The sequence below is a fragment of the Streptomyces sp. NPDC090499 genome (assembly GCF_044769305.1).
Classification (GTDB): Bacteria; Actinomycetota; Actinomycetes; order Streptomycetales; family Streptomycetaceae; genus Streptomyces.
In genome coordinates this window covers 480,832-506,627 of sequence record NZ_JBIVXP010000005.1, presented here as the reverse complement: position 1 = coordinate 506,627, position 25,796 = coordinate 480,832, and the positions used below count along the sequence as shown (strand labels likewise).

At 74.0% G+C, this 25,796-nt stretch carries 23 protein-coding genes; 11 read left to right on the top strand and 12 right to left on the bottom strand.

What is annotated here, in order from left to right; translation table 11 throughout:
* Positions 1-6 precede the first annotated feature (6 nt).
* From ACIQVL_RS21535 to ACIQVL_RS21525, 3 genes are read left to right on the top strand one after another with little or no spacing between them, the layout of a single operon-like run.
* Entirely contained in the window at positions 7-900 is an 894-nt protein-coding gene (locus ACIQVL_RS21535; RefSeq protein ID WP_403476094.1) for an NAD-dependent epimerase/dehydratase family protein, read from the top strand.
* Positions 897-1,565, top strand: coding sequence for a spherulation-specific family 4 protein (locus ACIQVL_RS21530; RefSeq protein WP_403476093.1), 669 nt, complete (start codon positions 897-899; stop codon positions 1,563-1,565). The genes ACIQVL_RS21535 and ACIQVL_RS21530 overlap by 4 nt, the downstream gene beginning before the upstream one ends.
* Positions 1,562-2,395 carry an endo alpha-1,4 polygalactosaminidase gene (locus tag ACIQVL_RS21525; RefSeq protein ID WP_403443368.1) on the top strand — a complete coding sequence of 278 codons (834 nt, stop codon included), beginning with the start codon at positions 1,562-1,564 and terminating at the stop codon, positions 2,393-2,395. The genes ACIQVL_RS21530 and ACIQVL_RS21525 overlap by 4 nt, the downstream gene beginning before the upstream one ends.
* A gap of 13 nt (positions 2,396-2,408) precedes the next feature.
* Here the strand turns inward: ACIQVL_RS21525 and ACIQVL_RS21520 are convergent, their stop codons facing one another.
* Positions 2,409-2,981 (bottom strand): dihydrofolate reductase family protein, encoded by a 573-nt coding sequence (locus tag ACIQVL_RS21520; protein WP_403443370.1) that lies wholly within the window; start codon positions 2,979-2,981, stop codon positions 2,409-2,411.
* Positions 2,982-3,163: 182 nt separating this feature from the next.
* Here ACIQVL_RS21520 and ACIQVL_RS21515 point away from each other — a divergent pair, with 182 nt between their 5' ends.
* Positions 3,164-3,523 (top strand): tetratricopeptide repeat protein, encoded by a 360-nt coding sequence (locus ACIQVL_RS21515; RefSeq protein WP_403476092.1) that lies wholly within the window; start codon positions 3,164-3,166, stop codon positions 3,521-3,523.
* Positions 3,524-3,590: 67 nt separating this feature from the next.
* Here the strand turns inward: ACIQVL_RS21515 and ACIQVL_RS21510 are convergent, their stop codons facing one another.
* From ACIQVL_RS21510 to ACIQVL_RS21500, 3 genes are read right to left on the bottom strand one after another with little or no spacing between them, the layout of a single operon-like run.
* Complete coding sequence (locus tag ACIQVL_RS21510) at positions 3,591-4,511, bottom strand: M56 family metallopeptidase (RefSeq protein WP_403476091.1); 921 nt, start codon at positions 4,509-4,511, stop codon at positions 3,591-3,593.
* A 6-nt stretch (positions 4,512-4,517) separates the two neighbouring features.
* Positions 4,518-4,934: a BlaI/MecI/CopY family transcriptional regulator gene (locus tag ACIQVL_RS21505; protein WP_403443378.1), complete on the bottom strand. Its 417-nt coding sequence runs from the start codon at positions 4,932-4,934 to the stop codon at positions 4,518-4,520.
* A 60-nt stretch (positions 4,935-4,994) separates the two neighbouring features.
* Positions 4,995-6,407 carry a PepSY-associated TM helix domain-containing protein gene (locus tag ACIQVL_RS21500; protein ID WP_403443487.1) on the bottom strand — a complete coding sequence of 471 codons (1,413 nt, stop codon included), beginning with the start codon at positions 6,405-6,407 and terminating at the stop codon, positions 4,995-4,997.
* A gap of 122 nt (positions 6,408-6,529) precedes the next feature.
* Here ACIQVL_RS21500 and ACIQVL_RS21495 point away from each other — a divergent pair, with 122 nt between their 5' ends.
* Positions 6,530-7,174: a peptide deformylase gene (locus ACIQVL_RS21495; RefSeq protein ID WP_403443381.1), complete on the top strand. Its 645-nt coding sequence runs from the start codon at positions 6,530-6,532 to the stop codon at positions 7,172-7,174.
* A 90-nt stretch (positions 7,175-7,264) separates the two neighbouring features.
* Here the strand turns inward: ACIQVL_RS21495 and ACIQVL_RS21490 are convergent, their stop codons facing one another.
* Positions 7,265-8,692, bottom strand: coding sequence for a dihydrolipoyl dehydrogenase family protein (locus ACIQVL_RS21490; protein WP_403476090.1), 1,428 nt, complete (start codon positions 8,690-8,692; stop codon positions 7,265-7,267).
* Between the two features lie 136 nt (positions 8,693-8,828).
* Here ACIQVL_RS21490 and trxA point away from each other — a divergent pair, with 136 nt between their 5' ends.
* On the top strand, positions 8,829-9,209 hold the full coding sequence (gene trxA / locus ACIQVL_RS21485) for a thioredoxin (RefSeq protein ID WP_362589570.1): 381 nt from the start codon (positions 8,829-8,831) through the stop codon (positions 9,207-9,209).
* Between the two features lie 35 nt (positions 9,210-9,244).
* Here trxA and ACIQVL_RS21480 read toward each other — a convergent pair whose 3' ends face one another.
* Positions 9,245-10,291 (bottom strand): LacI family DNA-binding transcriptional regulator, encoded by a 1,047-nt coding sequence (locus ACIQVL_RS21480; RefSeq protein ID WP_403443389.1) that lies wholly within the window; start codon positions 10,289-10,291, stop codon positions 9,245-9,247.
* A 158-nt stretch (positions 10,292-10,449) separates the two neighbouring features.
* Between ACIQVL_RS21480 and ACIQVL_RS21475 the strand changes: the two genes are divergently transcribed.
* Both ACIQVL_RS21475 and ACIQVL_RS21470 read left to right on the top strand, forming a co-directional pair.
* Positions 10,450-11,121, top strand: a complete 672-nt coding sequence (locus ACIQVL_RS21475) for a TetR/AcrR family transcriptional regulator (RefSeq protein ID WP_403443392.1) — start codon at positions 10,450-10,452, stop codon at positions 11,119-11,121.
* A 9-nt stretch (positions 11,122-11,130) separates the two neighbouring features.
* Positions 11,131-12,312 (top strand): FAD-dependent oxidoreductase, encoded by a 1,182-nt coding sequence (locus tag ACIQVL_RS21470; protein ID WP_403476089.1) that lies wholly within the window; start codon positions 11,131-11,133, stop codon positions 12,310-12,312.
* Here the strand turns inward: ACIQVL_RS21470 and ACIQVL_RS21465 are convergent.
* On the bottom strand, positions 12,287-12,967 hold the full coding sequence (locus ACIQVL_RS21465) for a TetR/AcrR family transcriptional regulator (protein ID WP_403443398.1): 681 nt from the start codon (positions 12,965-12,967) through the stop codon (positions 12,287-12,289). The two genes, ACIQVL_RS21470 and ACIQVL_RS21465, sit on opposite strands and share 26 nt — an antisense overlap.
* Positions 12,968-13,068: 101 nt before the next feature.
* Here ACIQVL_RS21465 and ACIQVL_RS21460 point away from each other — a divergent pair, with 101 nt between their 5' ends.
* Positions 13,069-13,626: an NAD(P)H-dependent oxidoreductase gene (locus ACIQVL_RS21460; RefSeq protein ID WP_351715603.1), complete on the top strand. Its 558-nt coding sequence runs from the start codon at positions 13,069-13,071 to the stop codon at positions 13,624-13,626.
* A 62-nt stretch (positions 13,627-13,688) separates the two neighbouring features.
* Here the strand turns inward: ACIQVL_RS21460 and ACIQVL_RS21455 are convergent, their stop codons facing one another.
* Entirely contained in the window at positions 13,689-14,570 is an 882-nt protein-coding gene (locus ACIQVL_RS21455) for an LLM class F420-dependent oxidoreductase (protein ID WP_403443401.1), read from the bottom strand.
* Positions 14,571-14,797: 227 nt separating this feature from the next.
* On the opposite strand from ACIQVL_RS21455, the gene ACIQVL_RS21450 reads away from it, so the two are divergent.
* Positions 14,798-15,772: an alpha/beta hydrolase gene (locus ACIQVL_RS21450; protein WP_403476088.1), complete on the top strand. Its 975-nt coding sequence runs from the start codon at positions 14,798-14,800 to the stop codon at positions 15,770-15,772.
* Positions 15,773-15,791: 19 nt separating this feature from the next.
* Here the strand turns inward: ACIQVL_RS21450 and ACIQVL_RS21445 are convergent, their stop codons facing one another.
* The 3 genes from ACIQVL_RS21445 to ACIQVL_RS21435 form a co-directional block, all read right to left on the bottom strand.
* The gene (locus ACIQVL_RS21445) at positions 15,792-17,732 is read right to left on the bottom strand and encodes a right-handed parallel beta-helix repeat-containing protein (RefSeq protein ID WP_403476087.1); all 1,941 of its coding nucleotides are present in this window, start codon (positions 17,730-17,732) and stop codon (positions 15,792-15,794) included.
* A gap of 156 nt (positions 17,733-17,888) precedes the next feature.
* Positions 17,889-18,347, bottom strand: a complete 459-nt coding sequence (locus ACIQVL_RS21440; RefSeq protein WP_403443409.1) for a (2Fe-2S)-binding protein — start codon at positions 18,345-18,347, stop codon at positions 17,889-17,891.
* 32 nt (positions 18,348-18,379) lie between these two features.
* Positions 18,380-20,434 (bottom strand): molybdopterin cofactor-binding domain-containing protein, encoded by a 2,055-nt coding sequence (locus tag ACIQVL_RS21435; protein ID WP_403476222.1) that lies wholly within the window; start codon positions 20,432-20,434, stop codon positions 18,380-18,382.
* 193 nt (positions 20,435-20,627) lie between these two features.
* Here ACIQVL_RS21435 and ACIQVL_RS21430 point away from each other — a divergent pair, with 193 nt between their 5' ends.
* Positions 20,628-21,740: a helix-turn-helix domain-containing protein gene (locus ACIQVL_RS21430; protein WP_403476086.1), complete on the top strand. Its 1,113-nt coding sequence runs from the start codon at positions 20,628-20,630 to the stop codon at positions 21,738-21,740.
* A gap of 3 nt (positions 21,741-21,743) precedes the next feature.
* Here ACIQVL_RS21430 and ACIQVL_RS21425 read toward each other — a convergent pair whose 3' ends face one another.
* On the bottom strand, positions 21,744-25,760 hold the full coding sequence (locus ACIQVL_RS21425) for a molybdopterin-dependent oxidoreductase (RefSeq protein ID WP_403476221.1): 4,017 nt from the start codon (positions 25,758-25,760) through the stop codon (positions 21,744-21,746).
* Between the last annotated feature and the right edge of the window lie 36 nt (positions 25,761-25,796).

Below are 25,796 nucleotides of genomic sequence, written 5' to 3'. Positions count from 1 at the left end.
CGAGTCATGCGCATTCTCGTCCTGGGCCACACCGGCTACCTGGGCACCCATGTCGCCGCCGCGCTGCGGGCCGTGCCCGGCGCGCAGGTCCTCGGCGGCGGCCGCGCTGCCGCCAACGACCACCGTGTCGACCTCGCCACCGTACGTCCCGAACAGCTGGCCAAGACACTGGCGGCGGTCGCACCCGACACCGTGGTCAACTGCGCGGGCGCGACCGGCGGCGACGCGGTCGCCCTCGCCGAGATCAACGCCCGCGGCCCGGCGGTGCTGTGCGCCGCGCTGCGGGACGCGGCCCCGGCGGCCCGTCTGGTGCACCTGGGCTCGGCCGCCGAGTACGGCCCCGGCGTCCCGGACGCCCCGGTGACCGAGTCGGCGCCCACCAGCCCGGTGGGCCCGTACGGGGCGACCAAGCTCGCGGGCACGGCCGCGGTGACCGCGGCCGGCCTGGACGCGGTGGTGCTGCGGGTGGGCAACCCGGTGGGGCCCGGGGCGCCGGCCGCCTCGCTGCCCGGCCGGATCACCGCCCTGCTCCGCGAGGCGGGGCCGGACCCGGAGGCGGTCCTGCGGCTCGGCGACCTGTCGGCGTACCGCGACTTCGTGGACGTACGGGACGTGGCCCGTGCGGTGGTCCTGGCGGCCACCGCACCCGGACCGCTGCCGCCCGTCCTCAACGTCGGCGGCGGCCGGGCCGTCCCGGCGCGCGGGCTGGTGCACGCCCTGGCCGGCCGGGCCGGCTTCCGCGGCCGTGTCGAGGAGAGCCGGACCGGCTCGGTCCGCTCGGCGCGGGTGTCGTGGCAGTGCTCCGACATCACCGCCGCCGGGCTGGCCCTGGGCTGGCGCCCCGCCCACCCGCTGGACGACGCGGTGGCCGCCCTCTGGGAGAGTGACGGTACGCGGTGAGCCTGCTGATTCCGCTGTACGTGCACCCGGCGGAGGACCCGGGCGCCTGGCACCGCCTGATCACCGCCGCGCACCACACCCACGGCGTGGTCCTCAACCCGGCGAACGGCCCCGGCGACCGCCCCGACCCGGCGTTCGCCGCGGCCGCCGACGCGCTGCGCACGGCCGGGGCGCTCCTCCTCGGCTACGTCGACACCGACTACGGCATGCGCGGACCGGCCCAGGTCGTCGAGGACGTGCGCCGGCACGAGGAGTGGTACGCGACCGACGGCTGCTTCCTCGACCGGGTGACCGCGACCCCGCAGGGGCTGCCCGCCTGCCGCAGACTGGTGCGCGCCGTACGGAGGTCGGGAGCCGGCACGGTGGTGCTCAACCCGGGCGTCCATCCGGCACCGGGCTACCTCCGGCTCGCCGACCTGACGGTCACCTTCGAGGGCCACTGGTCGACGTACGTGTCGGCGTTCACCCGCCCGGCGTGGGCCGGCCGGCAGCCGCCCGAGCGGCTGTGCCACCTGGTCTACGGCGTGCCCGAGGCCCTGGTCCCGCTCGCCGTGCGCACCGCACACGAGCGGGGCGCGGCGGTGTGCGGCCCGGTGACGGGCGAACCACCCAATCCCTGGGCCGCGTTGACACCGGCCCTGACCGGGGCGGAGGCCGGACGATGAGGGCGCCCGTCCGCCTTCGGCCCCGGCTCCTGCTGCCCGCCGCCCTGACCGCGGCGCTCCTCGCGGGCTGCTCCACCGCGCACCCGGGCTCCCCCGCCCGGTCGGACTCCCCCGCGGCGAGCCCCGCCGCGGCCGTCTGGCAGCCCAGGCCGGGCCTGGCCTGGCAGTGGCAGCTGGACGGGGAGGTCAAACCGACGGTGGACGTGCCCGTCTACGACATCGACGGCTTCGAGAACTCGAAGGCGGACGTGGCCGGGCTGCACCGCGCCGGGCGCAAGGTCATCTGTTACGTCAACGTCGGCGCGTGGGAGGACTTCCGGCCCGACCGGGCCGACTTCCCCCGCTCGGTGCTCGGGAGGAGCAACGGCTGGGCGGGCGAACGCTGGCTGGACATCCGCCGGTTGTCCGTCCTTCGGCCGATCATGGAACGGCGCTTCGACATGTGCCGGGACAAGGGCTTCGACGCGGTCGAGCCCGACCTGGTGGAGGGCTACGGCAACGACACCGGTTTCCGGCTCACCGCCGCCGACCAGCTCCGCTACAACCGCATGATCGCCGGCCTCGCCCATGACCGCGGCCTGTCGGTGGGTCTCAAGAACGACCTCCCGCAGATCCCGCAGCTGCTCGCCGACTTCGACTTCGCGGTCAACGAGGAGTGCGCCCAGTACGACGAGTGCGCGCGCCTCACCCCGTTCGTCAGGGCGGGCAAGGCGGTGTTCCACGTGGAGTACCGGGAACCGACCAGTGCCTTCTGCGCCGAGTCCCGGCGGCTGGGCCTGTCGTCGATGCAGAAGAAACTGGAGCTGGGGGTCTGGCGCAAGCCCTGCTGACAGCGGCACGTGCTCAGCGGACGACGTCGAGGACGTTCTTCTGCACGCCGTTCCTGTAGACCTCGTGCTCGACCAGCCGCAGCTGCTGGGTGTCCTTGTCCGAGGCGCTGAACAGCCGCTTGCCCGCGCCGAGCAGCAGGGGGTGGACGAGCAGGTGGTAGCGGTCGATCAGGCCCGCGTCGGACAGGGCGTGGTTGAGTGCGGCGCTGCCGTGCACGATGACCGGGCCGCCCTCGGTCTCCTTGAGGGCGGCGACCTCGTCGATCGAGCGCAGGATCGTGGTCTCCCCCCAGTTCGACACCAGGTCGTCCGCCGTGAGGGTGGTGGAGACGACGTACTTCGGCAGCGTCCTGTAGTGCGCGAACTCCGCCATCTCCGGCCACACCGGGCTGAAGGCCTCGTAACTGGCCCGGCCCATCAGGACCGCGGTCGACTCCTCCTGCTCCCGCCCCTTGATCTCGAACGCCTCGGGGACGAACTCGACGCCCTTGAAGGTCCATCCGGAGTTCCGGTAGCCGGGCTCGCCGCCCGGAGCCTCGACGACACCGTCGAGGGAGATGAAGGCAGTGCTGATCAGGGTACGCATCGCGGTTTCCTCGCGGTTTGGGGTCTGGCCGCGGCGCTCCGCGGCCAGACCCACCCTCCAACCGACAACTAATTTTGTCAAGAAAACTCAACTTGTCCGCCGGGCGACGCGACGATCCCTCCGCGGAGTTGGTGGAATTTTCAACAAACCCTGCTGGTTATGGGCGTCGAAGGAGGTCACGAGTGGACACGACGTACGACACCACCTACTACGACCAGGGAACCGCCGCCGAGCGCTGGGCGCGGGCTCAGCTGTTCTTCGACGCCAGGGACTACGCGGGCGCCGCGCGGGTGCTCGCCGGGCTGGTCGAGGAGGCGCCGGAGCAGACCGGACCCCGGCTGCTGCTGGCGCGCGCCTACTACCACTCGGCCCAACTGCGCCGCGCGGAGGCCGAGTTGCGCGAGATCGTCGAGCGTGACCCGGTGGAGCACTACGCCCGGCTGATGCTGGGCCGTACGCTCCAGCGGCAGGCCCGGCACGAGGAGGCGGAGCCGCATCTGCGGATCGCCTCGGCGCTGGCCGGGGACTTCCCGCAGAAGTGAGCGGCGGCTGACGAGCAGGGGCCCCCGGCATGTCCGGGGGCCCCTTTCGCCGTCGTACGGGCGGCCGTCACAGTGGTGCGGCCGCGCGCAGGATCAGGAACAGCGTCACCGCCGAGTTCGCCGAGGACATCGCCGACACGAGGGTGCCCGCGGCGGCGCCCCAGACGGCGAGGCCGGCCGTGGTGAACGCGGAGGGCCAGCTGCGGACCACCGGGGCGGGGCCGAGCAGGGCGGCGACCCGGCGCGGCACCGGACCGGCGGCGGCCACCGCGGCCAAAGTCGGCGCCGGGGTGCCCGCGGACAGCAGCGCCGCCGTGCCGATGGCCCGCGCTACCGTGCGCCGGTCCCCCACCGAGCGGGCCGCCTCCTCGTCCGCCCAGCGCTCGGCCGTGTAGCGGACGGCGGTGCGCAGCGGCCGCAGGAAGGGGTTGGTGCGTGCCGCCAGGTGGACGGCGAGCAGGTGCCGGTGGTGCCGGGCGGTGACGTGGGCGCGCTCGTGGGCGAACAGGGCCCGCCGTTCGGCCGGGGCGAGGCCGTCCAGGAGCGCGGTGGTGACGACGATCCGGTCGGGGAGCGCGTAGGCGTAGGGGGTGCTGTCGGGCAGCACGGCGACCGCACGGCCGGGCAGTGCGGTGAGCGCCCGGCGGGCCCGCCGGGCGACCCGGCGGTGCCGGTGGACGGTACGGCCGCACAGGACCGTGACCGCGGCGAGGGCCGGGATGGCGGCGCGGCCGGCGATCTCGTCGTGCGGGACGGCGGCCCGTACCTCCGGGTCGGACCAGCCGTCCGGGAGGGGGTTGCCGGGCAGCTGGGCGGTGCCGACCACCATCAGCAGGGCGAGGCAGAGCGTGCTGCACCCGGCCATGACCACGGCCACCGCGGTGAGCAGCCGGGTGGCGGTGCGCGGGTGCAGCCGCCCCTCGGCCAGCCGGGCGACGGGCCACGCGGTCAGCGGCAGGACCAGCGGCAGGAAGACGAAGACCCCCATGGGCGGTCAGTCTTCCGTACCGCCAAGGTCCGCGGGCGGGACGTTCCGAGTGTTCACCGAGCCTGGCCCGGCGGCCTCCAGCAGGGCCCGAAGCACCTGCTCGTCGCCGGGCGGCAGGGCGGTGACGAAGCTGGCCAGCACCGCCTCGCGGTCCCGTTCGCCGTCGAGGAGGCGGCGCATGCGCAGGGCTGCGAGCCGGGCCACGTCGGCGGTGGGCGTCCAGAGGAAGGAGCGGCCCTGCCGTTCGCGGGCGACGACGTCCTTGGCGAGCAGCCGGGTCAGGATGGTCACGACGGTGGTGTAGGCGAGGTCGCCGCCCAGCCGCTCCTGCACCCAGGCTGCGGTGACGGGACCGCCGGCCTCGCGCAACGCGCCCAGCACCTGCCCCTCCAGCTCCCCCTGCCCCCGCCGGGCCCGCGCCATGGTCCCGTCTCCCTCCGGCGTCGGCATGTGGTGACACGCGCATCGGCGTGTCCGACCACGCTACTTCACGCCGGCCCGGCCCCCGTACGTCCGGCGGCCGCGACGGTGCGCGATCTCGCCGAGCACGATGTCCACGGCGAGGAAGGAGGCCAGCGGGATCCCGAGCAGCGGCACGAACCAGCCGAGGACCGCGACCAGCGCCATCGCCGGGACGAGGAGGTACGGCGGGACCTCGGCCCAGGCCCCGCGCGGGATCGGCCGGCCGAAGGCGGAGCCGCGGCCGCGCTGCCACCACATGCGGTATCCCCACACGATCAGCAGGATCAGGGCGAGCGCGAGCAGGGCCAGGGCGAGCTGGTTGACCAGGCCGAAGAGGATGCCGGTGTGCAGGTCGATGCCCCAGCGGGTGAGCTTGGCGAGCACCGGGTAGTCGGCGAAGCGCAGGACGTCGGTCACCTCGCCGGTGGCCGGGTCCACGGCGACGGAGTCCTGCTTCTCGGGCCAGCTGCGCTGGACCTGCCGCACCACGTAGGTGCTGCTCGCGTCGGCGGGCGGGACGATCTCGACGGGGTCGCCCAGCCCCTGCGCACGGGCGGCCGCGAGCACCTTGTCCAGGCCGACGCCGTGCTCTGCGTCGCCGCCGGCCCCGGCGGCCGCACCGTGTCCCGCGTGCTCGCCGCCGCTCGCGGCCGCGGAGACGGACGGGGTGGCCTGGCCGAGCGAGGTGCGCAGTTCGTCGATGTTGGCGCCGGCGTAGGTGGACCAGGTCAGGCCGGTCGCCGAGAGGAAGACGAATCCGGCGGCGGCCCAGACACCGACGGTGCCGTGCAGGCCCAGCGTGCGCCGCCGCCCGCTGGTGCCGCGCACCTTGCGCAGCGGCCGCCGCCGGACGAACCACAGCACCAGGCCGCCGCCCGCGATCACCCACAGCCAGCTCGCCGCGAGCTCGCTGTAGAGCCGCCCGGTGTCGCCGAGGTGGAGGTCGCGGTGGAGCTCGTCGATCCAGGTGCGCAGCGGGAGCGCGCCCGTCGAGCCGTACTGTTCGAGCGCGCCGCGCACCTTGCCGGTGTACGGGTCGACGAAGACCGCGAGGGTGTGGTCCGGGTTCACCCCCTCGACCCCCGACAGCAGCACCCTGGTGGTGGCGCCCGGCTCGGGCGCCGGCCGTATCGCGGAGACCGTGCCCTCGGGATGGGCCTTGCGGGCGGCGGCGACCTGCTCGGAGACCGGCAGCTCGGTCTTCCCCACCGGGACGGTCAGCTCGTGGGCGTACACCAGCTTCTCGGCCTGGAAGGAGAAGGCGTACAGCAGGCCGGTGGCGGCGGCGACCAGCAGGAAGGGCGCGACCAGGACGCCGGCGTAGAAGTGCAGGCGCAGGACGAGGGGGCGCAGCGGGGCCCAGCGGCTCGGGGACGCGGCCGGGACGGTGGGTTGCGGGGCGTCGTCCGTGGCGGTTGAAGGGGCGATGGACATCGGGGGCTTCTCCGGGGGCTGGTGCGGGGCGGGGACGGTCCAGTAGTCGGACCGCTCCCCGGCGCAGTTCCCCGCACCCGAAGTGACCTGCGTCACATGCCACGCCATGGCATGCTGGCCCGATGGCATCTCCCAGCGATCGCGCACCCCTTGCCGAGCGGGTCGAGGAACTCCTCGCCCCCGGCGGCCCGTTGCCCATCGTCACGGCCGGCGACCCGGTGCTGCGGCGCGGAACCGAGCCGTACGACGGCCAGTTGGCCCCGGCCCTGCTGGCCCGCTTCGTCGAGGCACTGCGCGTCACCATGCACGCGGCACCGGGCGTGGGCGTGGCCGCGCCCCAGGTCGGCGTCCCGCTGCGGATCGCGGTCATCGAGGACCCGGCACCGGTTCCGGAGGAGGTGGCGGCGGCCAGGGGCCGGGTCCCGCAGCCGTTCCGGGTGCTGGTCAACCCGGTCTACGAACCCGTCGGCACCGCCCGCGCCGCGTTCTTCGAGGGCTGCCTGAGCGTGCCGGGCTGGCAGGCGGTGGTGGCCCGGCCCGCGAGCGTCCGGCTGACCGGCGCGGACGAACACGGGCAGGCTCTGGACGAGGTGTTCACCGGGTGGCCGGCCCGCATCGTCCAGCACGAGACCGACCACCTCGACGGCATGCTCTACCTGGACCGGGCCGAGCTGCGCTCCCTGTCCTCCAACACCGCCATGACAGACCGCTGGACCCAGCCGACCCCGGCAACAGCCGCCGAGGCCCTGGGTTTTCAACTTCCGTGACGGCAGCGTCCCGAAAGGGGCGCGGGGAACTGCGCGACCAGCCACGACGGCGCCGCAGTCGACCGACAGCCCCAGGCACCCCCCTTCGGCCTACCCCCGGTACGCCTCCAGCAGCCGCAGCCACACCTCGCTCAACGTCGGATAAGACGGCACCGCATGCCACAACCGGCTGATCGGCACCTCCCCGGCCACCGCGATCGTCGCCGAGTGGATCAGCTCACCCACCCCGGGCCCCACGAACGTGACGCCGCGCAGGATCTCGGCCTCCAGGTCGACGACCATCCTGGCGCGCCCCTTGTAGCCGTCGGCGTACAGCCCGGCCCCGGCGACGGACGAGAACTCGACGTCGACGGCGCGCACCCGGTGCCCGGCCTGCTCCGCCTCCGCGAGGGAGAGTCCGACGGCCGCCGCCTCCGGGTCGGTGAAGACGACCTGCGGTACGGCGTGACGGTCGGCGGTGGCCGCGTGCGCACCCCACGGCGCGTCCAGCAGCGGCGTGTCCGCGACGCGCGCCGCGATCGCCGCGCCCGCGATCCGGGCCTGGTACTTGCCCTGGTGGGTGAGGAGCGCCCGGTGGTTGACGTCACCGACGGCGTAGAGCCAGTCGGTGCCCTCGACCAGGAGGGTGTCGTCGACGGACAGCCAGGAGCCGGGCTCCAGTCCGACCGTGTCCAGGCCGATGTCGTCGGTGTGCGGGACGCGCCCCGTGGCGAAGAGGATCTCGTCGGCCTCGATGCGGTCGCCGCCGTCGGTCACGGCCACCACCGTGCCGTTCTCCCGGGTGACCGAGCGCACCGACGTACCGGTGCGGACGTCGACGCCGGCCTCCTTCAGCCCGTCGGCGACGAGTTCGCCGGCGAACGGCTCCATGCGGCCCAGCAGGCCCTTGCCGCGGACCAGGAGGGTGACCCGGGAGCCGAGCGCCTGCCAGGCGGTCGCCATCTCGGTGGCGACGACACCGCCGCCGACGACGATCAGCCGGCCGGGTGCCTCCTGGGCGCTGGTGGCCTCCCGGCTGGTCCAGGGCTTCACCTCGGCGAGGCCGGGCAGGTCGGGCAGCTGCGCGCGGGTGCCGGTGGCGACGGCCACCGCGTGCCGGGCGGTGAGGGTGGTGAGGGTGCCGTCGGGGCCGGTCACGGTGACCGTGCGGGGTCCGGCGAGGCGGCCGTGGCCGCGGTAGAGGTCGGCGCTGATGCCGTCGAGCCAGGCGACCTGGCCGTCGTCCTTCCAGTCCGAGGCGAAGTAGTTGCGGCGGGCGAGGACCGCGGGGGTGTCGAGGGGGCCCTGGACCGCCTGGGCGAGGCCGGGCAGGCGGCGGGCGTCTGCCTGGGCGATGACCGGGCGCAGCAGGGCCTTGCTGGGCATGCAGGCCCAGTACGAGCATTCGCCGCCGACGAGTTCGCTCTCCACGACCGCGGTGGTGAGGCCGGCCGCACGGGTGCGGTCGGCGACGTTCTCCCCCACGGGCCCGGCCCCGAGCACCACGACGTCGTAAGCGATGGATTCCGTTTCCGTCATGGGGCCAGTCTTGCGGGTGGTGTGCGCCGGGGCCACACGGGTAGGCAGGCGGAATACCTGCCCGGCCGGACATGTTGTCGCGAGCGGTTCCGCCCCGCCCCGGGGCGCCCCCCACGTCAGGAAGAGGGAAGCACGCATGAGCAGCACCGTGGAGCTCACCAAGGAGAACTTCGACCAGACGGTCACCGAGAACGAGTTCGTGCTCATCGACTTCTGGGCGTCCTGGTGCGGCCCGTGCCGGATGTTCGCGCCGGTCTACGAGAAGGCCGCCGAGGCCAACCCCGACCTGGTCTTCGGCAAGGTGGACACCGAGGCGCAGCCGGAGCTGGCGCAGGCCTTCGGCATCCAGTCGATCCCGACCCTGATGATCGTCCGCGACCAGGTCGCCGTCTTCGCCCAGCCCGGCGCCCTGCCGGAGGCCGCCCTGACGGACGTCATCGGCCAGGCCCGCAAGCTGGACATGGACGAGGTCCGCAAGAGCATCGCCGCACAGCAGGGCGGTGCGCAGGGCGAGTGAGCCCCGGTGGGCGGAGTCGAGGACACCGGCCAGGATCAGCTGGACTCGCGCTGCACCACCGAGGCGCCGAGCACCCGGTGCGTCTCCGGTTCGGCGCCGGGGTCGCGGACCACGCGGTCGACCAGTTCGGCGAGGTCCCGGCCGGAGGGCAGGTCGATGTGGATGGTGGAGAGCCGGGGCCGCAGCAGCCGGCCGAGCATCAGGTCGTCGGCGCCGAGCACCGCGGTGTCCTCGGGGACGCGCACGCCCTCGTCCTGGAGGGCGCGCATTAACAGCATCGCGTACTCGTCGTTGTACGCGAACACCGCGTCGATCCCCAACTCCGGCCATCGCGCGGCGAGTTCGGCCGCCGACTCCTCCGTGTAGCCGAGCGGCACCCCGGTCACCTCGGCGTCGGTGCCGCGCAGGGCCTGGCGCACGCCCTCGAGCCGGGGCCGGGAGTAGGTCTCCAGGCCGGTCTCCTCGGGCACGACCACGCCGATCCGGCGCCGGCCACGGGCGTACAGGTGCCGTCCGGCGCAGTGGCCCACGGCGTCGTGGTCCATCAGCAGGGCGTGGGCGCCCTCGACGCGTTCGGGGCCGAAGGTGACCACGGCGCGGGCGCCGGCCCGCTTGAGGACCGTGACGCCCTCGGGGCCGAGTTCGGAGCCGGGGACCAGCACGGCCACCGGCCTCAACTCGGCCCAGGCGCGGGCGGCTTCGTCACCGCGCAGGCCCGCGGTGCCGTGGTGGACGACCGTGTAGTCGAGACGGCTGAGGGCCCACTGGAGATCGTTGATGAACTGCCCGTACAGCGGTCCCATGGCAATGCCCGGGGCGGGCATCAGGACCATCCGGCTGTGTCCGGCGCGCAGGCTGCGGGCGGCCGCGTGGGGGACGTACCCCAGTTCCTTCGCGGCCTCGCGGACCCGGCGGCGGGTGGGCTCGCTGATCCGGACGGCGCTGGTGTTGTTGAGGACGTAGGAGACGGTCGCGCGGGAGACGCCCGCCAGGCGGGCCACATCGGCGCTCGTGGGGACCGAGCGCGGGACCGGCGACGCTGCCGAGGGCGGTTTCGGGATGTGCACCATGACGTACGGCATCTTGGCAGAAGCCCGGGGAGGGGGGACCGGCGGGGCAAGGTGGTTGACGGTTCGACGAGTTGGTCCTTGATCAGCCTCTTCAAGGGCTCTTCTCGCCATCGGGCGAACATGTTCGTCACGAACTTGTTCGCAACGAACATGTTCGTTATGGTGGACGCATGCCAGCAACTCCCCGCTCCCGCCGGGACCGTCCCGCCAAGCCCGCCCTGACCAGGGCGGGCATCGTCGCCGCCGCCGTGGAGATCCTGCGCGCCGAGGGCCTGCAGAAGGTCACCATGCGACGCCTGGCCCAGGAGCTCGACACCGGACCGGCCTCGCTGTACGTCTACGTCCGCAACACCGCCGAGCTGCACGCGGCGGTCCTGGACGAGCTGCTCGGCTCCGTCGGCCCGGCCCCGGCGGAGGGCGACTGGCGGGAGCGGCTGGAGCGCGTGCTCGTCGCGTACACGCGGATGCTCATGGAGTATCCGAGCCTCGCCCGCTCCGCGCTGACCGCGTGGCCGAGCGGCCCCCACTACCTGGACCTGATCGAGACCCTGCTGGGCCTGCTCGACGAGGGCGGGGTACCGCGCGAGCGGGCCGCCTGGGGCGTCGACCTGCTGCTCCAGCGCGCCACCGCGACCGCCGCCGAACACGCGGGCGGGGCGTCCCACGAGGACTGGGACGCCCTGGGCCGGGCGCTGGGCCAGGTGTCGGACCGCACCCATCCGCACATCGCCGCCGCCTCCGGGGTGCTCCTGTCGGGCGCGCCCGAGGCCCGCGTGTCCTGGGCTTTCCGGGCCCTGCTCAACGGCATCGAGCACACCGCCGTACCCGAACCTCATGACTAGGAGACCCACATGTCCACTCCCCACCACCCCATAGCGATCGTCGGAGCCGGTCTCGGCGGGCTCACGCTCGCCCGGGTGCTGCGGGTGCACGGCGTCGGGGCGGCCGTCTTCGACCTCGACGCGTCCGCGACGGCCCGCACCCAGGGCGGCATGCTCGACATCCACGACGACTCCGGCCAGGTGGCGCTGCGCGCGGCCGGGCTGTACGACGCGTTCCTGACGCACGTCCACGCGGGCGGTCAGGCGACGCGGGTCCTGGACAAGGACGCCCGGGTCCTGCTGGACATCCCCGACGACGGTGCCGGCGGGCGGCCGGAGATCGACCGGGGCGACCTGCGCCGGCTGCTGACCGGCTCCCTGCCCGCGGGGGTGATCCGCTGGGGCGCCAAGGTCACCGGCGCCCGCCCGCTCGGCGACGGCCGGCACGAGGTGACGTTCGAGGACGGCGGCTCGTTCACGACGGACCTGCTGGTCGGCGCGGACGGCGCCTGGTCCCGGATCCGCCCGCTGGTGTCGGACGCGCAGCCCGCGTACACCGGGGTCTCGTTCGTGGAGGCGGACCTGCCGGACGCGGACGTACGGCATCCGGTGAGCGCCGAGGTGGTCGGCGGGGGCATGCTGTTCGCGCTCGGCACGGGCCGGGGTTTCCTCGGCCACCGGGAGAGCGACGGCAGCCTGCACGTGTACACGGCGGTGGAGGCGCCCGAGGAGTGGCTGGACGGGATCGACTTCAGCGACGCCGAGGCTGCCAAGCGGGCCGTACTGGACCGCTTCGGCGACTGGGACAAGAGCCTGCGGGCGCTGGTCGCGGACGCCGAGGGCCCGCTGGTGCCGCGGCGGATCCACGCCCTGCCGGTCGGCCACCGCTGGGACCGGGTCCCCGGGGTCACCCTGCTCGGCGACGCGGCGCACCTGATGTCGCCGTTCGCCGGCGAGGGCGCCAACCTGGCGCTGATCGACGGCGCCGACCTGGGCCTCGCGCTCGCCGCGCATCCCGGCGACGCCGAGGCCGCCGTGGCAGCCTACGAGGAGAAGATGTTCGCGCGCGCCGAACGGTCGGCCGCGGACTCCGCGGCGAGCGGCGCCATGCTGTTCCGCGCCGACGCACCGCAGGGCCTGGTCGACATGTTCACCGGCACCGGCCCGGACGGCGGCCCGGCGGACGTCAGCGCGGCGGCGCCGTCCGCGTGACGCGGTCGACCAGGTCGGTCCAGCCTGCTTCCAGGCGCTCCATCGGCATCCCGCACTGCCTGGTCAGATGGTGGATCTGGGCGGGGTCGAGGTAGGCGAGCAGCGTCTGGGCGAGCAGTTCGCAGTCGGCGTCGGGCTCGATCTGCCGCAGCAGCATCATGACGTGGGTGCGCAGCGCCTGGATCGGCGGGTTGGCGTAGCGCCGGGTGGGCTCGGGCTGGGCGGCCAGCTGGAGGTCCAGCTGCTCGGCCGCGCGGTAGAGCACCGCGACGCCGAACGCCCGCAGCCGTTCGACCGGCGGGGCACCGGGGCCGAGGGGCGGGGGGCCGCCCAGGAAGTCCGCCTGGAGCTGCCGCGAGGAGTGGTCCAGCAGCGCCATCAGCAGTCCCGTACGGTCGCCGAAGCGGCGGAAGACCGTGCCCTTGCCCACCTCGGCGGCCGCGGCCACCGCCTCCATGGTCACGCCGGTCACCCCGTGCTCGGCGATCAGCCGGGCGGCGGCCTCCAGCAGCCGGGCGCGGTTGCGGGCCGCGTCGGCACGCAGGCACGGCTCTTCGGGACCCGGTCCGACTTCGAGCAACTGCGGTGCGTCGAAGGGCTCCTGGGGCTGCGGAAGGGGCGGCAGGACGCTGGACATGAAGACAGCGTAAAGCATCGGGAACAGAACTGGACCGAGGTCCGTTTAAGGTGTTAGAAATTAACCGGACCCCGGTCCGGATTCGTTACGGCAGTGTTTCACCCCCCTTGGAGTTCCTCATGTCTGTCCGCATCCTTGCGCTCGTCGGCAGCCTTCGCGCCGGTTCGCACAACCGCCAGCTCGCCGAGGCGGCCGTCAAGCTCGCCCCCGAGGGTGCCGTCGTCGAGGTCTTCGAGGGCCTGGCCGACATCCCGTTCTACAACGAGGACATCGACGTCGCGGGCAGCGTCCCGGCCGCCGCCGCGAAGCTGCGCGAGGCCGCCCAGGCCGCCGACGCGTTCCTGCTCTTCTCCCCCGAGTACAACGGCACCATCCCGGCCGTCCTGAAGAACGCCATCGACTGGCTGTCCCGCCCGTACGGCGCCAGCGCCTTCGGCGGCAAGCCGGTCGCCGTCATCGGCACCGCCTTCGGCCAGTACGGCGGCGTGTGGGCGCAGGACGAGGCCCGCAAGGCCGTGGGCATCGCCGGCGGCAAGGTGATCGAGGACATCAAGCTGTCGATCCCCGGTTCGGTGACCCGCTTCGCCGAGACCCACCCGGCCGACGACACCGAGGTCGCCGCCCAGCTGACCGAGGTCGTCGCCCGCCTGCACGGCAACGTGGGCGTGGCCGCCTGAGGCACCCCCTGAAAGGGGCCGGCTCCTGCCGGCCCCTTTCGTGTTTCTCCCGTCCCGCCTCGTCACTCCATCCCGGCGAGCCGCTGGACGGCCGGGGCGGCGAAGGTCTCCATCCATCCCGAGGTCTCGCCGAGGCGCGGCGACAGGATGACGGTGTCGAGGCCGAGCTTGGCGTAGCCCTCGATGTCCCGGGTGAAGGCGTCCAGGTCGCCCGCGGTGGCCGGCTCGGCGCCGTACGCGATGGTCTTGCGGATGGTGTCGTAGTCCCGCCCGACGGTGTCGCAGTGGCCGCGCAGCACCTCCAGCTTGTGCCGCAGCTCCTCCGGGGAGGACGGGATGAGGTTGCAGGCGTCGGCGTACTGGGCGACCAGGCGCAGGGTCTTCTTCTCGCCCTGGCCGCCGATCATGATCTCGGGGTGCGGGGTGCTCACCGGCGCGGGCACGCAGAGCGTCTCGGCGAGCTGGTAGTACCGGCCCTCGAAGGGGCCGTTGTTCTCCGGGTCCCACATCTGCAGACAGATCCTGAGCGTCTCCTCCAGCCGCTCGAAGCGCTCCGCGAGCGGCGGGTAGGGCACGCCGAGTCCGTGGTGCTCACGGTCGTACCAGGCCGCGCCGATGCCCAGGGTGGCCCGGCCGCCCGACACCACGTCCAGCGTGGTGGCGATCTTGGCGAGGAGTCCGGGGTGCCGGTAGGTCACCCCGGTCACCAGGGCGCCGAGCCGCACGGTGGAGGTGCGGCCGGCGAGGTAGCCGAGGGTGGTGTAGGCCTCCAGCATGGGGTCCTCGGCACCGCCGTTGAACTCCATCTGGAAGTAGTGGTCCATCACCGAGACCCAGCTGACGCCCGCCGCCTCGGCCGCCGCACCGGCTGCGGCGAGTTCGGCGCCGAGGGCGGGTCCGCCGCCGGGGTGGTTGAACCGGTTGATGTGCACGCCCACGCGCATGGCCGTTCTCCGTTCCGCGCTGATCGTCGCCTGCCTCCTCGACGCTAGATCCTGGAGCGCGCTCGAAGTCAAGCCTCGGCCTCGGCGGTCCGGCGGGTCCGCGCATGTTTCCGGACAGGCACCCGCCGGATGGCGGGGAGCTTCCGCCGACCGGCGGCCCCCGGGGAGCGCACGATCGCCCGGATCATGGGCATACGAGCCGCAGAACACCGCATCGAGGAGCCGCGATGACCGCCGTACCGCCCCCGTTCGACCCCGAGCTCTCCGCCGCCCTGGAGCTGATCAAGGACATGATCTCCCCGTCGTTCACGATGGCGGACATCGAAGAGATCCGGCAGGGGGCGGGGATACGGCTGCTCGCCGAGCTGGACCTCACGATGGAGGGCGCGTTCGAGGTGGCGGACCGTACGGTCCCCGGCCCCGCGGACGCGCCGGAGATCTCCCTCCTGATCTGCCGCCCGGTCGCCCCGGCCGTCCCCGGCCCCCTCCCCGTGATCTACCACGTGCACGGCGGCGGCATGGTGCTCGGCAACAACCGGGTGGGCGTGGACGTCGCGCTGGCCTGGGCGAAGGAGCTGGGCGCGGTGGTGGTGTCGGTGGAGTACCGGCTGGCGCCCGAGCATCCGCACCCGGCGCCGGTCGAGGACGTGTACGCGGGGCTGCTGTGGACCGCGGAGCACGCGAAGGAGATCGGCGGCGACCCGGAACGGATCGTGATCGCAGGCGCCAGCGCGGGCGGCGGCCTCACGGCGGCCCTGGCCCTCCTCCTGAGGGACCGTCAGGGTCCGTCCGTGATCGGCCAGATGCTGCTCTGCCCGATGCTCGACGACCGCAACGACACCCCCTCCAGCCACCAGATGAAGGGCCTCGGCGTCTGGGACCACACCTCCAACGAGACCGGCTGGACCGCCCTGCTCGGCGAGCGCCGGGGCGGCCCCGACGTCTCCCCCTACGCGGCTCCGGCCCGCGCCACCGACCTCACGAACCTCCCCCCGGCCTTCCTCGACGTCGGCTCCGCCGAGACCTTCCGCGACGAGACCGTCACCTACGCCTCCCGCATCTGGCAGTCCGGCGGCATCGCCGAACTCCACGTCTGGCCCGGCGGCTTCCACGGCTTCGACGGCTTCGCCCCCCAGGCCGCCATGTCCCAGTCGGCACGCGCGGCACACGTGGACTGGCTGCGACGGGTGCTGGCGCGCTGAGCGCCGGCCGGGCCCGCGGTCAACGCGGGCCCAGGCCCAGTTGCCCGCGGTAGGGCCGCCGTGGGCCTGCGGTGGCCGTGATGGCGGTGCAGGGGGTGTGGGTGGTGCAGGGGGCGGTCGGGGTGAGGAGGGTGTTGGCGGTGAAGTGGAGGTGCTGGGGGTCGCCGCAGTCGGGGGCGGGGGGCCAGGCTCCCGGGTAGGGGCGGCGGGCGAGCCAGGCGGGGACCTTGTCGTCCCAGTAGTTGGCGGTGTAGCGGATGTTGCGGACGGGGCGGTTGCCCCAGTTCTCGCTGCAGCCGCCGATGGAGGCGACGTAGTCGTGGACGACGTTGTCGCGGACGGTGATGCGGTTGCTGGAGTCGTCGGTGTAGATGCCGACGTTCCAGACGGCGCCCGGACTGTCGGTGACGACGTTGCGGGCGACCAGGGCGCCGTCGGCGTAGGAGGGGCCCTGGTCGCCGCGCAGGTAGATGCCGCCGCCGTCGGCCAGCAGGCGGTTGGTGGCGAAGACCCGGTTGCCGAGGATGCGGTTGCGGCGGGTCAGGCCGCGCAGGTCCTCGCTGGGGCCGGAGAGGATGCCGGTGTAGGGGACGTGGTCGACCTGGTTGTGCGCGATGAGGGTGTCCTGGGTGGCGCTGTTCCAGACGGCGGACGCGGCGCGGTACTCGGCGCCTATGTGGTGGATCCAGTTGTCCGTGATCCGGTTGCCCGCGTTCGTGCCGCGGGTGGCCGGCGGCAGGACGCCCAGCGTGATGCCGCCGTCGGAGATGTCCGTGAAGACGTTGCCGGTGACCGTGGTGTGCGAGGTCCCGGCGGTGAGGGTGAGGCCCTGGGCGCCCAGGTGGACGAAGCGGTTGCCGGTGAGGGTGACGCGGTCGGCGTACCGGAAGGTGACGTTGCCGGGGACGGTGTGGGCGGTGATGTCACCGGCCCGGCCCGGGCGCATGTACATGCTCCAGGCGGCGGCGAACCCGCCCGGTTCGTTCGGTGCCAGCCAGGTGGCGTGGGCGAACGTCAGACCGCGCAGGGTGAGGTCGTGGAGCGGGCGGGAGGCCGAGGTCCCGGTGCCGCTGAGCAGGGTCTGGAGGGTGGGGGCGACGACCTCGGTGCGGGTCATGTCCTCGCCCGCGCGGGGGCGGTGCAGGAGGGTGTGGTGGCCGGGGCGGGAGCGGTCCAGGTACCAGGTTCCGGGCCGGGTGAGGAAGTCGGGGGCGTTCTCGACGTCGTGGGTCCGGGTGAGGGCGTCCGCGCCGTAGAGGGACCGGGCCAGCCGCCAGCAGGGCTGGTCCATGGTGATGGTGGTCCTGGCGGGGGCGGATGCGGAGACCGCCTTCACCCCGCAGCGGCCTTCCACGTAGTCGTAGCGGTAGACGACTTCGAGGTCGGCGGGCCGGTGCCAGGAGAGGGGGAGCCTGCTGGTCGTGGTGTAGCCGGTGGCGGTCAGGGTGAGTCTGCCGGGCAGGGGTGCGCCGAGGGACGCGCGTGGCGCCCGGCGGCCGTCGACGTAGAGCTGGCGGGTCTCCAGGCCGCCCACGTCGGCGCGCCAGACTCCGGGGCGGCCGGGGTCGGGGCGCCAGCCGGTGACCGGTCGGCCGCCGCTGAGGGTGACCGGTTCCTGGTGCGCGGTGCCGTAGCCGTATGCCTGGTAGACCACCCGGTGCCCGTGCCGGCCGGAGTCGGCGGGGGTCAGGCGGAGGGGGGCGGTGAGGCGGTAGGTGCCGCCGCGCAGGTTCACCGTGACGTCCGAGGTCATGTGCGGGGCGACGGCCCGTACCGCGCGCTGGGCGCGGGCCGGGGTGGCGAAGGGGTGGTCGAAGGTGCCGGGCCCGTGGTCGTCGCCCCACGGGGCCACGTAGAGCCGGGTGGGTGGTGGGTGGTGCGGGGCCGGTGCGCCGGCCGTCGATGCGAGTGCGGCCGCCACGGCCAGGGCGGCGGCCGCACTCCCCCGTGCTGTCCTCACGTCTCGTACCTCCCGCTCGTCGGTTCGACCCCATCGTCGGGCGGGAGTGGTGACGGGCGCGTCGGCCGATCGTCTGTGTGCGGGCGTCCATCGTCCACGCCTCGGCACCTTTGGTCGCCGTTCACGCGTCAGAAGGAGGCGGAGCGGGGCCGGGACTCAACCCCCGTTCGCCGACGCCTTCTTGATCGCCTCCCTGATCCTGGAGTAGGTGCCGCAGCGGCAGACGTTCTCGATGGCGTCGATGTCGGCGTCCGTCGGGTGCGGGGTGCGTTTCAGGAGGGCGGCGGCCGCCATGATCTGGCCGGGCTGGCAGAAGCCGCACTGGGCCACGTCGCAGTCCAGCCAGGCCTGTTGGACGGGGTGCAGGGTGTCGCCGTCGGCCAGGCCCTCGATGGTGGTGACCGTGCGGTCCGCGCAGTCCGCGACCGGGACCGTGCACGGCTGGATCTCCTCGCCGTCGAGGTGGCTGGTGCAGGCGCGGCAGACGCCCACCCCGCAACCGTACTTGGGGCCGGTGACGCCGAGCAGGTCGCGCAGGACCCAGAGGAGGGGCATGTCGGCGGGGGCCTCGACCGTCACCGGTCTGCCGTTGAGGACGAAGGAATACGAACGCATCGGTGCCTTCTGGGAGTCGGGAAGGGCTGCGGTCAGAAGTCGAGGGGGAAGCTGCGGGGCTTCCGGCCGGTGGCGCGGGCGTAGGCGTTGGCGACCGCGCCCGCCGCCGCGGGGACGCCGAGTTCGCCCGCGCCGCCCGGATCGCCGCCGGACGGGATGATGTGGGCCTCGAACTCCAGCGGGGCGTGCCGCTGGCGGGCGTAGTGGAAGTCGGCGAAGCTGCCCTCGCGGACCGCGCCGCGGTCGATGTGCAGCCCGGCGCGCAGCACGGTGGAGATGCCGTCGACGGCGGTGCCCATGAGCTGTGCCTCCAGGCCGCGCGGGTTGACGGCCGTACCGACATCGGCGGCCATCACCACCTTGGTGACCCGGGGGTTCTTCGGGTCGGTGGCGTCGATCTCGGCCAGGCAGGCGACGGCCGACCCGTACTCCTCGTGGACGGCGACGCCCTGCGCGGTGCCCGCCGGCATCCGCCGCCCCCAGCGCCCGGCGGCGGCCGCCTTGGCGAGGACGGCCTGTACCGCCTTGCTGCGCAGGGTGGTACGGCGGAAGGCGACCGGGTCCCGGCCCAGCGCGCGGGCGATGTCGTCGACGACGATCTCCTCCGCCGTACGCATGGTCCCGGAGTCCACCGAGCGCCAGGCGCCGAGCGGCACCGGCAGTTCGATGCCGCCCGAATCACCGCCCACCCGGCCGAAGTTGTACAGCCCGCTGTCGCTGGGCAGCGGCCGTACCGCACCGGACTTCGCGGTCAGGCCCTGCTCGTCGGAGGACTCCCCCACCGAGGCCGACATGTGCTGGAAGGCCACCACCCGGCCGCCGGCGACGCTGGCCCGGATCCGGTGGTGGTCGGCGGGGCGCATCCTGCCGTGCCGGATGTCGTCGTTGCGGCTCCACATCAGCCGCACGGGCCGGCGGGCCGCCTTCGAGACGAGCGCCGCCTCGGTCGCCTGGTCGAAATTGAGCCGCCGCCCGAACGAGCCGCCGCCGCGCGTCACATGGACCCGTACGGCGGTCTTCGACAGCCCCAGCAGGTCGGCGACGGTCTCCCGGGCCTCCATCGGGGTCTGGGTGGCGAACCACAGCTCGGCCCGGTCGGAGCGGACGTCGGCGACGGCCGTGAGCACCTCCATCGGGGCATGGCTGACGAACGCGAACGCGAACTCGCCCTCGATCTGCGTCGATCCGCGCGGCGGGGTGCCGAGCCGGGGCACCGCGGCCCGCAGCCGGGCGCGGATCTCCTTGTCGGACAGGGGCGCGAGCGGGCCGTCGGCCCAGGTGATCCGCAGTGCGTCCCGGGCCTGGAAGGCATGGTGGAAGGTCTCCGCCACGACGGCGACCCCGCCCGGGATCCGCACCACCGCGTGGACGCCGGGCAGGGCGCGGGCCGCCGTGTCGTCGAGGGAGACCAGCTTGCCGCGCAGGGTCGGCGGCCGGGCCACCACGGTCGGCTTCGCGCCCGCCACCGCGAGGTCGCCGGCGTACTTCGCGGCGCCGGTGACGATGTCCCGGGCGTCGATCCTGGTCGTCGGCCTCCCGATCACCCGGTGCCGGGAGGCCGGCTTGGGCTTGCTCGACACGTCCGGGTGCCGGATCCGGGCGGCGCTCGCGGTGAGGGAGCCGAAGGTGGCCGTCCGGCCGTCCCGGGCCACGACCCGGGTGTTCCAGGTGCGCAGGGTGTGCGCGGGCAGCCGCCAGCGGCGGGCGGCCGCGGTCACCAGCCGGGCCCGCGCGGTGGCGGCCAGCTGCCGGGCCGGACCGTACAGCGAACTGACCGAGCTGGACCCCCCGGTGTACTGGTTGCCCTTGCTGCGGGCGTCGGCGAGCGGGATCCGGACATCGGCGAGGCGGGCGTCCAGCTCCTCGGCGATCATCATGGCGACGGCGGTGGTGATGCCCTGGCCGACCTCGACGCGGGGCAGCCGTACGACGACCTCGTTGGCCGCGGTGACCTCCAGGACGAGCATCTCCTCGTCGGTACCGGTGACCAGGACATCGGGGGCCGCGGTGGCGCCGTCGGCCCGCGGGGTGTCGCAGCCGAGCGGGGCGGCGACCGTGAGGGTGGTCGCGGCCACCGTGTACACCATGAATCGCCGGCGGGACGGTCCGGCGGCGGCCCGCGGGGGCTCGTTGCGGTCCAAGCGGGGCTCCTGTCGGTCGGTTCCTGTGCCGGCGCTGTGGGCCGCCGGGTCTCGACAGCTAGGAGGGACGGGGGCGGGCACGGGTTGCCTGCCGTGCCGGGCTCTCCTCGCCGTACGCCGGATGGCGCATCATGGCGGTATGAAAGAGCTGGCGGGGCGGCTGGCCGCGGTGGACCCGGATGCCGGGGCCGCCGTCGCGGTCATCGCCTACTTCGACCGGCTGGCCGAGACCCGGGCCGGTCTGGAGGCGCTGGTGCGCGGGGCCGCCGTGCTCGCCGGGTGCCCGGCGCGGCTGGCGGACGAGGAGCGGCGGGTCCGGGTGCGGGTGGAGCCGGACGGACGGCGGACGGACGTGGCGGGCGCGCCCGAGCCCGGGTGGCCGGGTACCCCGCTGGTGCCGGGCGGGCCGCCCGCGCTGTGGCTGGAGCGGGCCGGGGCCGACGGTCCGAGCGTCGTCGACGCGGTGATCCTGGAGCGGGCCTCGGCGGCCGTGCGCTCCGTCCTCGACCGCACCCGGGGGCGGGCCCCGGGGCCGCCGGTGGACGACCCCGCGCTGGTCGAGACGGTCCTGGACGCCGGTGCACCGCTGCCGGCCCGGCTGCACGCGGCCCGCAGGCTCGGCCTGGACACCGGCGACCCGGCGGCGCGCTTCCGGGCGGTGGCGATGGCCGACGGACCACCGCGGATCGTGACCGACGGGCCGCAGCGGAGCACCACCGACCGGACGTCCCGGAGCACGGCCGACGGGCCGCACCGGATCGCGGCCGACCGGACGTCCCGGACCGTGTCCGACGGACTGCCGGCAGTGCAGCCGACGGGACGCGCGGGCGTGGGGACGGCCGTGGCCGTCGCGGACCTCCCCCGGTCCTGGGCGGCGGCCCGCACCGCGCTGCGGTTCACCTCCGACGGCGGCGCACAGGAGCCCGGCGGCCCGCCCGTCGTGCACGCCGACGAGCTGGGCGGGGTCGCGCTGCTCGCCGAGCTCGTCGTGCCCGGCGCGGAACCGGCGCCGGACGTCCGCGCGGTGCGGGCCGCCGCGGCCGACGCGCCCTGGATGCTGCGCACGCTGCACGCGGTCGCGTCGACGGCGAGCCTGCGGGCGGCGGCCGCCGACGTCAACGTCCATCACTCCACGCTCCAGGACCGGTTGACGCACGCCGAGCATCTGCTGGGCTGGTCGGTGCGCACCCCGCAGGGCCGGTTCCGGCTCCAACTGGCCCTCACCATGCATCACCTGATGGAACGCCAATGAGGGTCAGTAGACGTCCCGGACGTAACGCCGGTCCGCCGCGAGCTGCTTGACGTACACGGTCGCCTCGTCCTCGGTCAGTCCGCCGTGCACGGTGGCGATGTCCTTCAGAGCCCGGTCGACGTCCTTGGCCATCCGGGAGGCGTCGCCGCAGACGTAGAAGTGGGCGCCGTCCCGGAGCCAGGACCACAGCAGCGGGCCGTGTTCGCGCATCCGGTCCTGGACGTAGACCTTGGCACGCTGGTCGCGGGAGAAGGCGGTGTCGAGGCGGCTCAGGGTGCCGTCGGCGAGCAGGGCGGTGAGCTCCTGCTCGTAGTAGAAGTCGGTGGCCCGGTGCTGTTCGCCGAAGAACAGCCAGTTGGGGGCGCGGTGGCCGCGGGCGCGGCGTTCCTCCAGGAAGCCGACGAACGGCGCCACGCCGGTGCCGGGGCCGACCATGACCATGGGGGTCGCCGGGTCGGCGGGCGGCCGGAAGTGCGGGGAGCGCTGGACGTGCACCGGCACCGGCGTGCCGGGTTCGGCGTCGGCGAGGAACGGCGAGCAGACGCCCTGCCGGGGCCTGCCGTGCAGGTTCTCGTAGCGGACGACGGAGACGGTGAGCGAGACCTGGTGGGGGTCGGTCAGCGGGCTGGACGAGATGGAGTACAGGCGGGGCTGGAGCCTGCCGAGGACGCCCGCCCATTCCTGGGCGCCGGCCCGGACCCCGAACTCGGCGACGACGTCGACCGCCTGGCGGCCCCAGGACCACCTGGCCAGCTCGTCCTTGTTGTCGGGGCGCAGCAGCTTCCGCAACTCGCGCGGGTCACGGGTGCGTTCGGCGGCGAAGCGGAGCAGGTCCGGGGTGACGCGGGTGATGTCCAGGTGGCGGGAGAAGGCCTCGGCGAGGGAAACCTCACCGGCTCCGCCGACCTCCACGCCGGTTGCGCCGTCGAGGCCGGTGACGTCCAGCCATTCCGTCACCAGGGCACGGGAGTTGAGCGGACGGACGCCGAGCGCGTCGCCCGCCTCGTAGACCAGCGGGGTCTGGCTGTCGCGGGTGTCGAAGGTGAAGCGGCGCACCTCCTTCCCGGCGCCGGGCAGGCTGAGCAGCCGGTTGCCGACGAGCCGGGCGGTGGTGGGGGCGGGGCGCCGGGACCTGGCGGGCGGGGGAGCGGGGGCCGCCGCGGCGGAGGACGGGGGCTCGTCGTCGAGCGCGGTCAGCACCTGGTCCAGCCAGGCCTCCGCCTGGGTCCCGTAGTCCGGTTCGCAGTCGGTGCGCGGCGCGATCCGGACCGCGCCGAGCTCGTCCAGCCGGCTGTCCAGGCGCCGCCCGTACCCGCAGAAGTCGTCGTAGCTGGAGTCGCCGAAGGCCAGCACGGCGTACCGGCGGCCTTCGAGGCGTCCGGCGTCGAGGGCGGCGAGGCCGTCCCAGAAACCGGCGCCGTTGTCGGGGGCTTCGCCGTCACCGAAGGTGCTGGTGATCAGGAGCAGGTCGGCGCCCGCGGGCAGGGCGGCCGGGTCGGCCTGGTCCATGGCGACGAGGGAGGCCGCGTGGCCGCCCGCGGTGAGGCGCTCGGCGGTGGCGGCGGCGAAGTCCTCGGCGTTGCCGGTCTGCGAGGCCCAGAGGACCACCACCTGGCGGCCGGGCGCCTGCGCCGTCACGGTCGCCGCGGCGGACCGGGAGTACATGCCGGCGAGGGTGCCGTTGACCCACAGGGCGTGCTCGGGGCTGAACGGCGCGTCCGGCGGCAGCACGGGGACGCCGGGGGCACCGACCGGGACACCGGCGAGGAAGCCGACCAGGTACTGCCGTTCCGGTGCCGTGAGGACCGGCGGCGGGGCGGGGTCGAGGCCGAACACCGAGGCGGCGGAGGGCGGCGGCACAGCCGTGGGCGGGACGGCGGCGGCAACGGGTACGTCGACGGCGGCCGGGGTCTCTTCGGCACCGGGCACCTGCACGCTCACCGGCGTGGCCACCTTGGTCAGCGACACCGCGCACACCTTCAGCTCGGGCTGGAACGACAGGGGGTCCACCGCGTCGCTGGTCACGGCGTTGACGCTGAGGTACTCGCCGAACAGGTCGTTCCAGTGGAAGGGCGCGAAGCAGGAGCCGGGCAGCACCCGGTCCGTGACGACCGCGGGCAGCACCGCCCGGCCGCGCCGCGAGGCCACCTCCACCGAGTCGCCGTCGGCGAGCCCGAGCGCGGCCGCGTCCTCGGGGTGGACCTCGACGAACGGACCGGGGTTGAGCCGGTTCAGCTTGGCGACCTTCGCGGTCTTGGTCAGGGTGTGCCACTGGTGCTGGAGGCGGCCGGTGTTCAGGACGAACGGGTAGTCGTCGTCCGGCATCTCGGCGGGTTCGAGGTGCGGCCTGGCGTGGAAGACGGCGCGTCCGGAGGCGGTGGCGAAGGTGAGGGAACCGTCGGCGTTCACGTACCGGACGGGGTTGCGGTCGGGTCCTTCGGCGCTGGCGGCCGGCCACTGGACGGGGGTGGTGCGCAGCCGGTCGTAGGTGACGCCCCGCAGGTCGTAGCCGGTCTGCGGGTTGTGGAAGCGCTTGATCTCCTCGAAGATCTCCTCCGCACTGTCGTAGGAGAAGCCGTCCTCGTACCCCATCGCGCGGGCCACGCCGGCGATCAGCCGCCAGTCGGCGGTGGCCTCGCCGGGCGGGTCGGCGGCGGGGCGGGCGAGGGTGAGGTTGCGCTCGCTGTTGACGAGGACGCCCTCGGTCTCGGTCCACAGGGCGGCGGGCAGGACGACGTCGGCGTAAGCGTTGGTCTCGGTGTCGGTGAAGACGTCCTGGGTGACGACGAACTCGGCGGCCTCCAGGCCTTCGATGACGGTCCTGCGGTTGGCGACAGAGGCGACCGGGTTGGTGCAGATGATCCAGCAGGCCTTGATCTCGCCGTCCGCCATCTTCCGGAACATCTCCACCGTGCCCTTGCCGACGCCGTCGGCGCGGATCGAGCCGGGCGCCAGCCCCCACTGCTCCTCGACGAACGCCCGGTCGGCGTCGACGAGCACCGACCGCTGGCCGGGCAGGCCCGGTCCCATGTACCCCATCTCCCGGCCGCCCATGGCGTTGGGCTGGCCGGTGAGGGAGAACGGGCCGCTGCCGGGGCGGCAGATCTTCCCGGTGGCGAGGTGCAGGTTGACCAGGGCGTTGGTGTTCCAGGTGCCGTGCGTGGACTGGTTGAGGCCCATGGTCCAGCAACTGGTCCACTCCCCCGCCTCGCCGATCAGCCGGGCCGCCGCGCGCAGGTCGGCCTCGGGGATGCCGGTGATCTCGGCGACCGTCGCGGGCGGGTAGTCGGCGAGGAACTCCGGCATCGCCTCCCAGCCCTCGGTGTACGCGGCGACGAACTCGGGATCGGTGTGCCCGTTCTCGTACAGCAGGTGGAGCAGGCCGTTGAGCAGGGCGAGGTCGGTGCCGGGCCGGACCTGGAGGAAGAGGTCGGCCTTGGCGGCGGTGGCGGTACGGCGCGGGTCGACGACGATCAGCTTCGCGCCCGCCTTCACCCGGTCCATCAGGCGCAGGAAGAGGATGGGGTGACAGTCGGCCATGTTGGCGCCGATGACCAGGAAGACATCCGCCTTGTCGAGGTCCTGGTACGAGCCGGGCGGGCCGTCGGCGCCGAGCGAGAGCTTGTAGCCGGTACCCGCGCTGGCCATGCACAGCCGGGAGTTGGACTCGATGTTGTTGGTGCGGAGCCAGCCCTTGGTGAGTTTGTTGGCGAGGTACTGGGCCTCCAGGCTCATCTGACCGGACACGTAGAGGGCGACCGCGTCCGGGCCGTGTTCGTCGACGATCGCGCGCAGCCGCCGCGCGGTCTCGGCGACCGCCGCGTCCACGGCCGACGGCACCGCCTCCGCGCCCCGCTCGGGCCGCAGCAGGGCGGTGGTCAGACGGCCGGGGGCGGCAAGCATGTCGGCGGTGGTGGCGCCCTTCGTGCACAGCCGGCCGAAGTTCGCCGGGTGCTCCTTGTCGCCGGACGCCTTCAGGACGGTACGGCGGCCGTCCGGGCCCCCGACGTCCAGGACCATGCCGCAGCCGACCCCGCAGTACGCGCAGACGGTCCG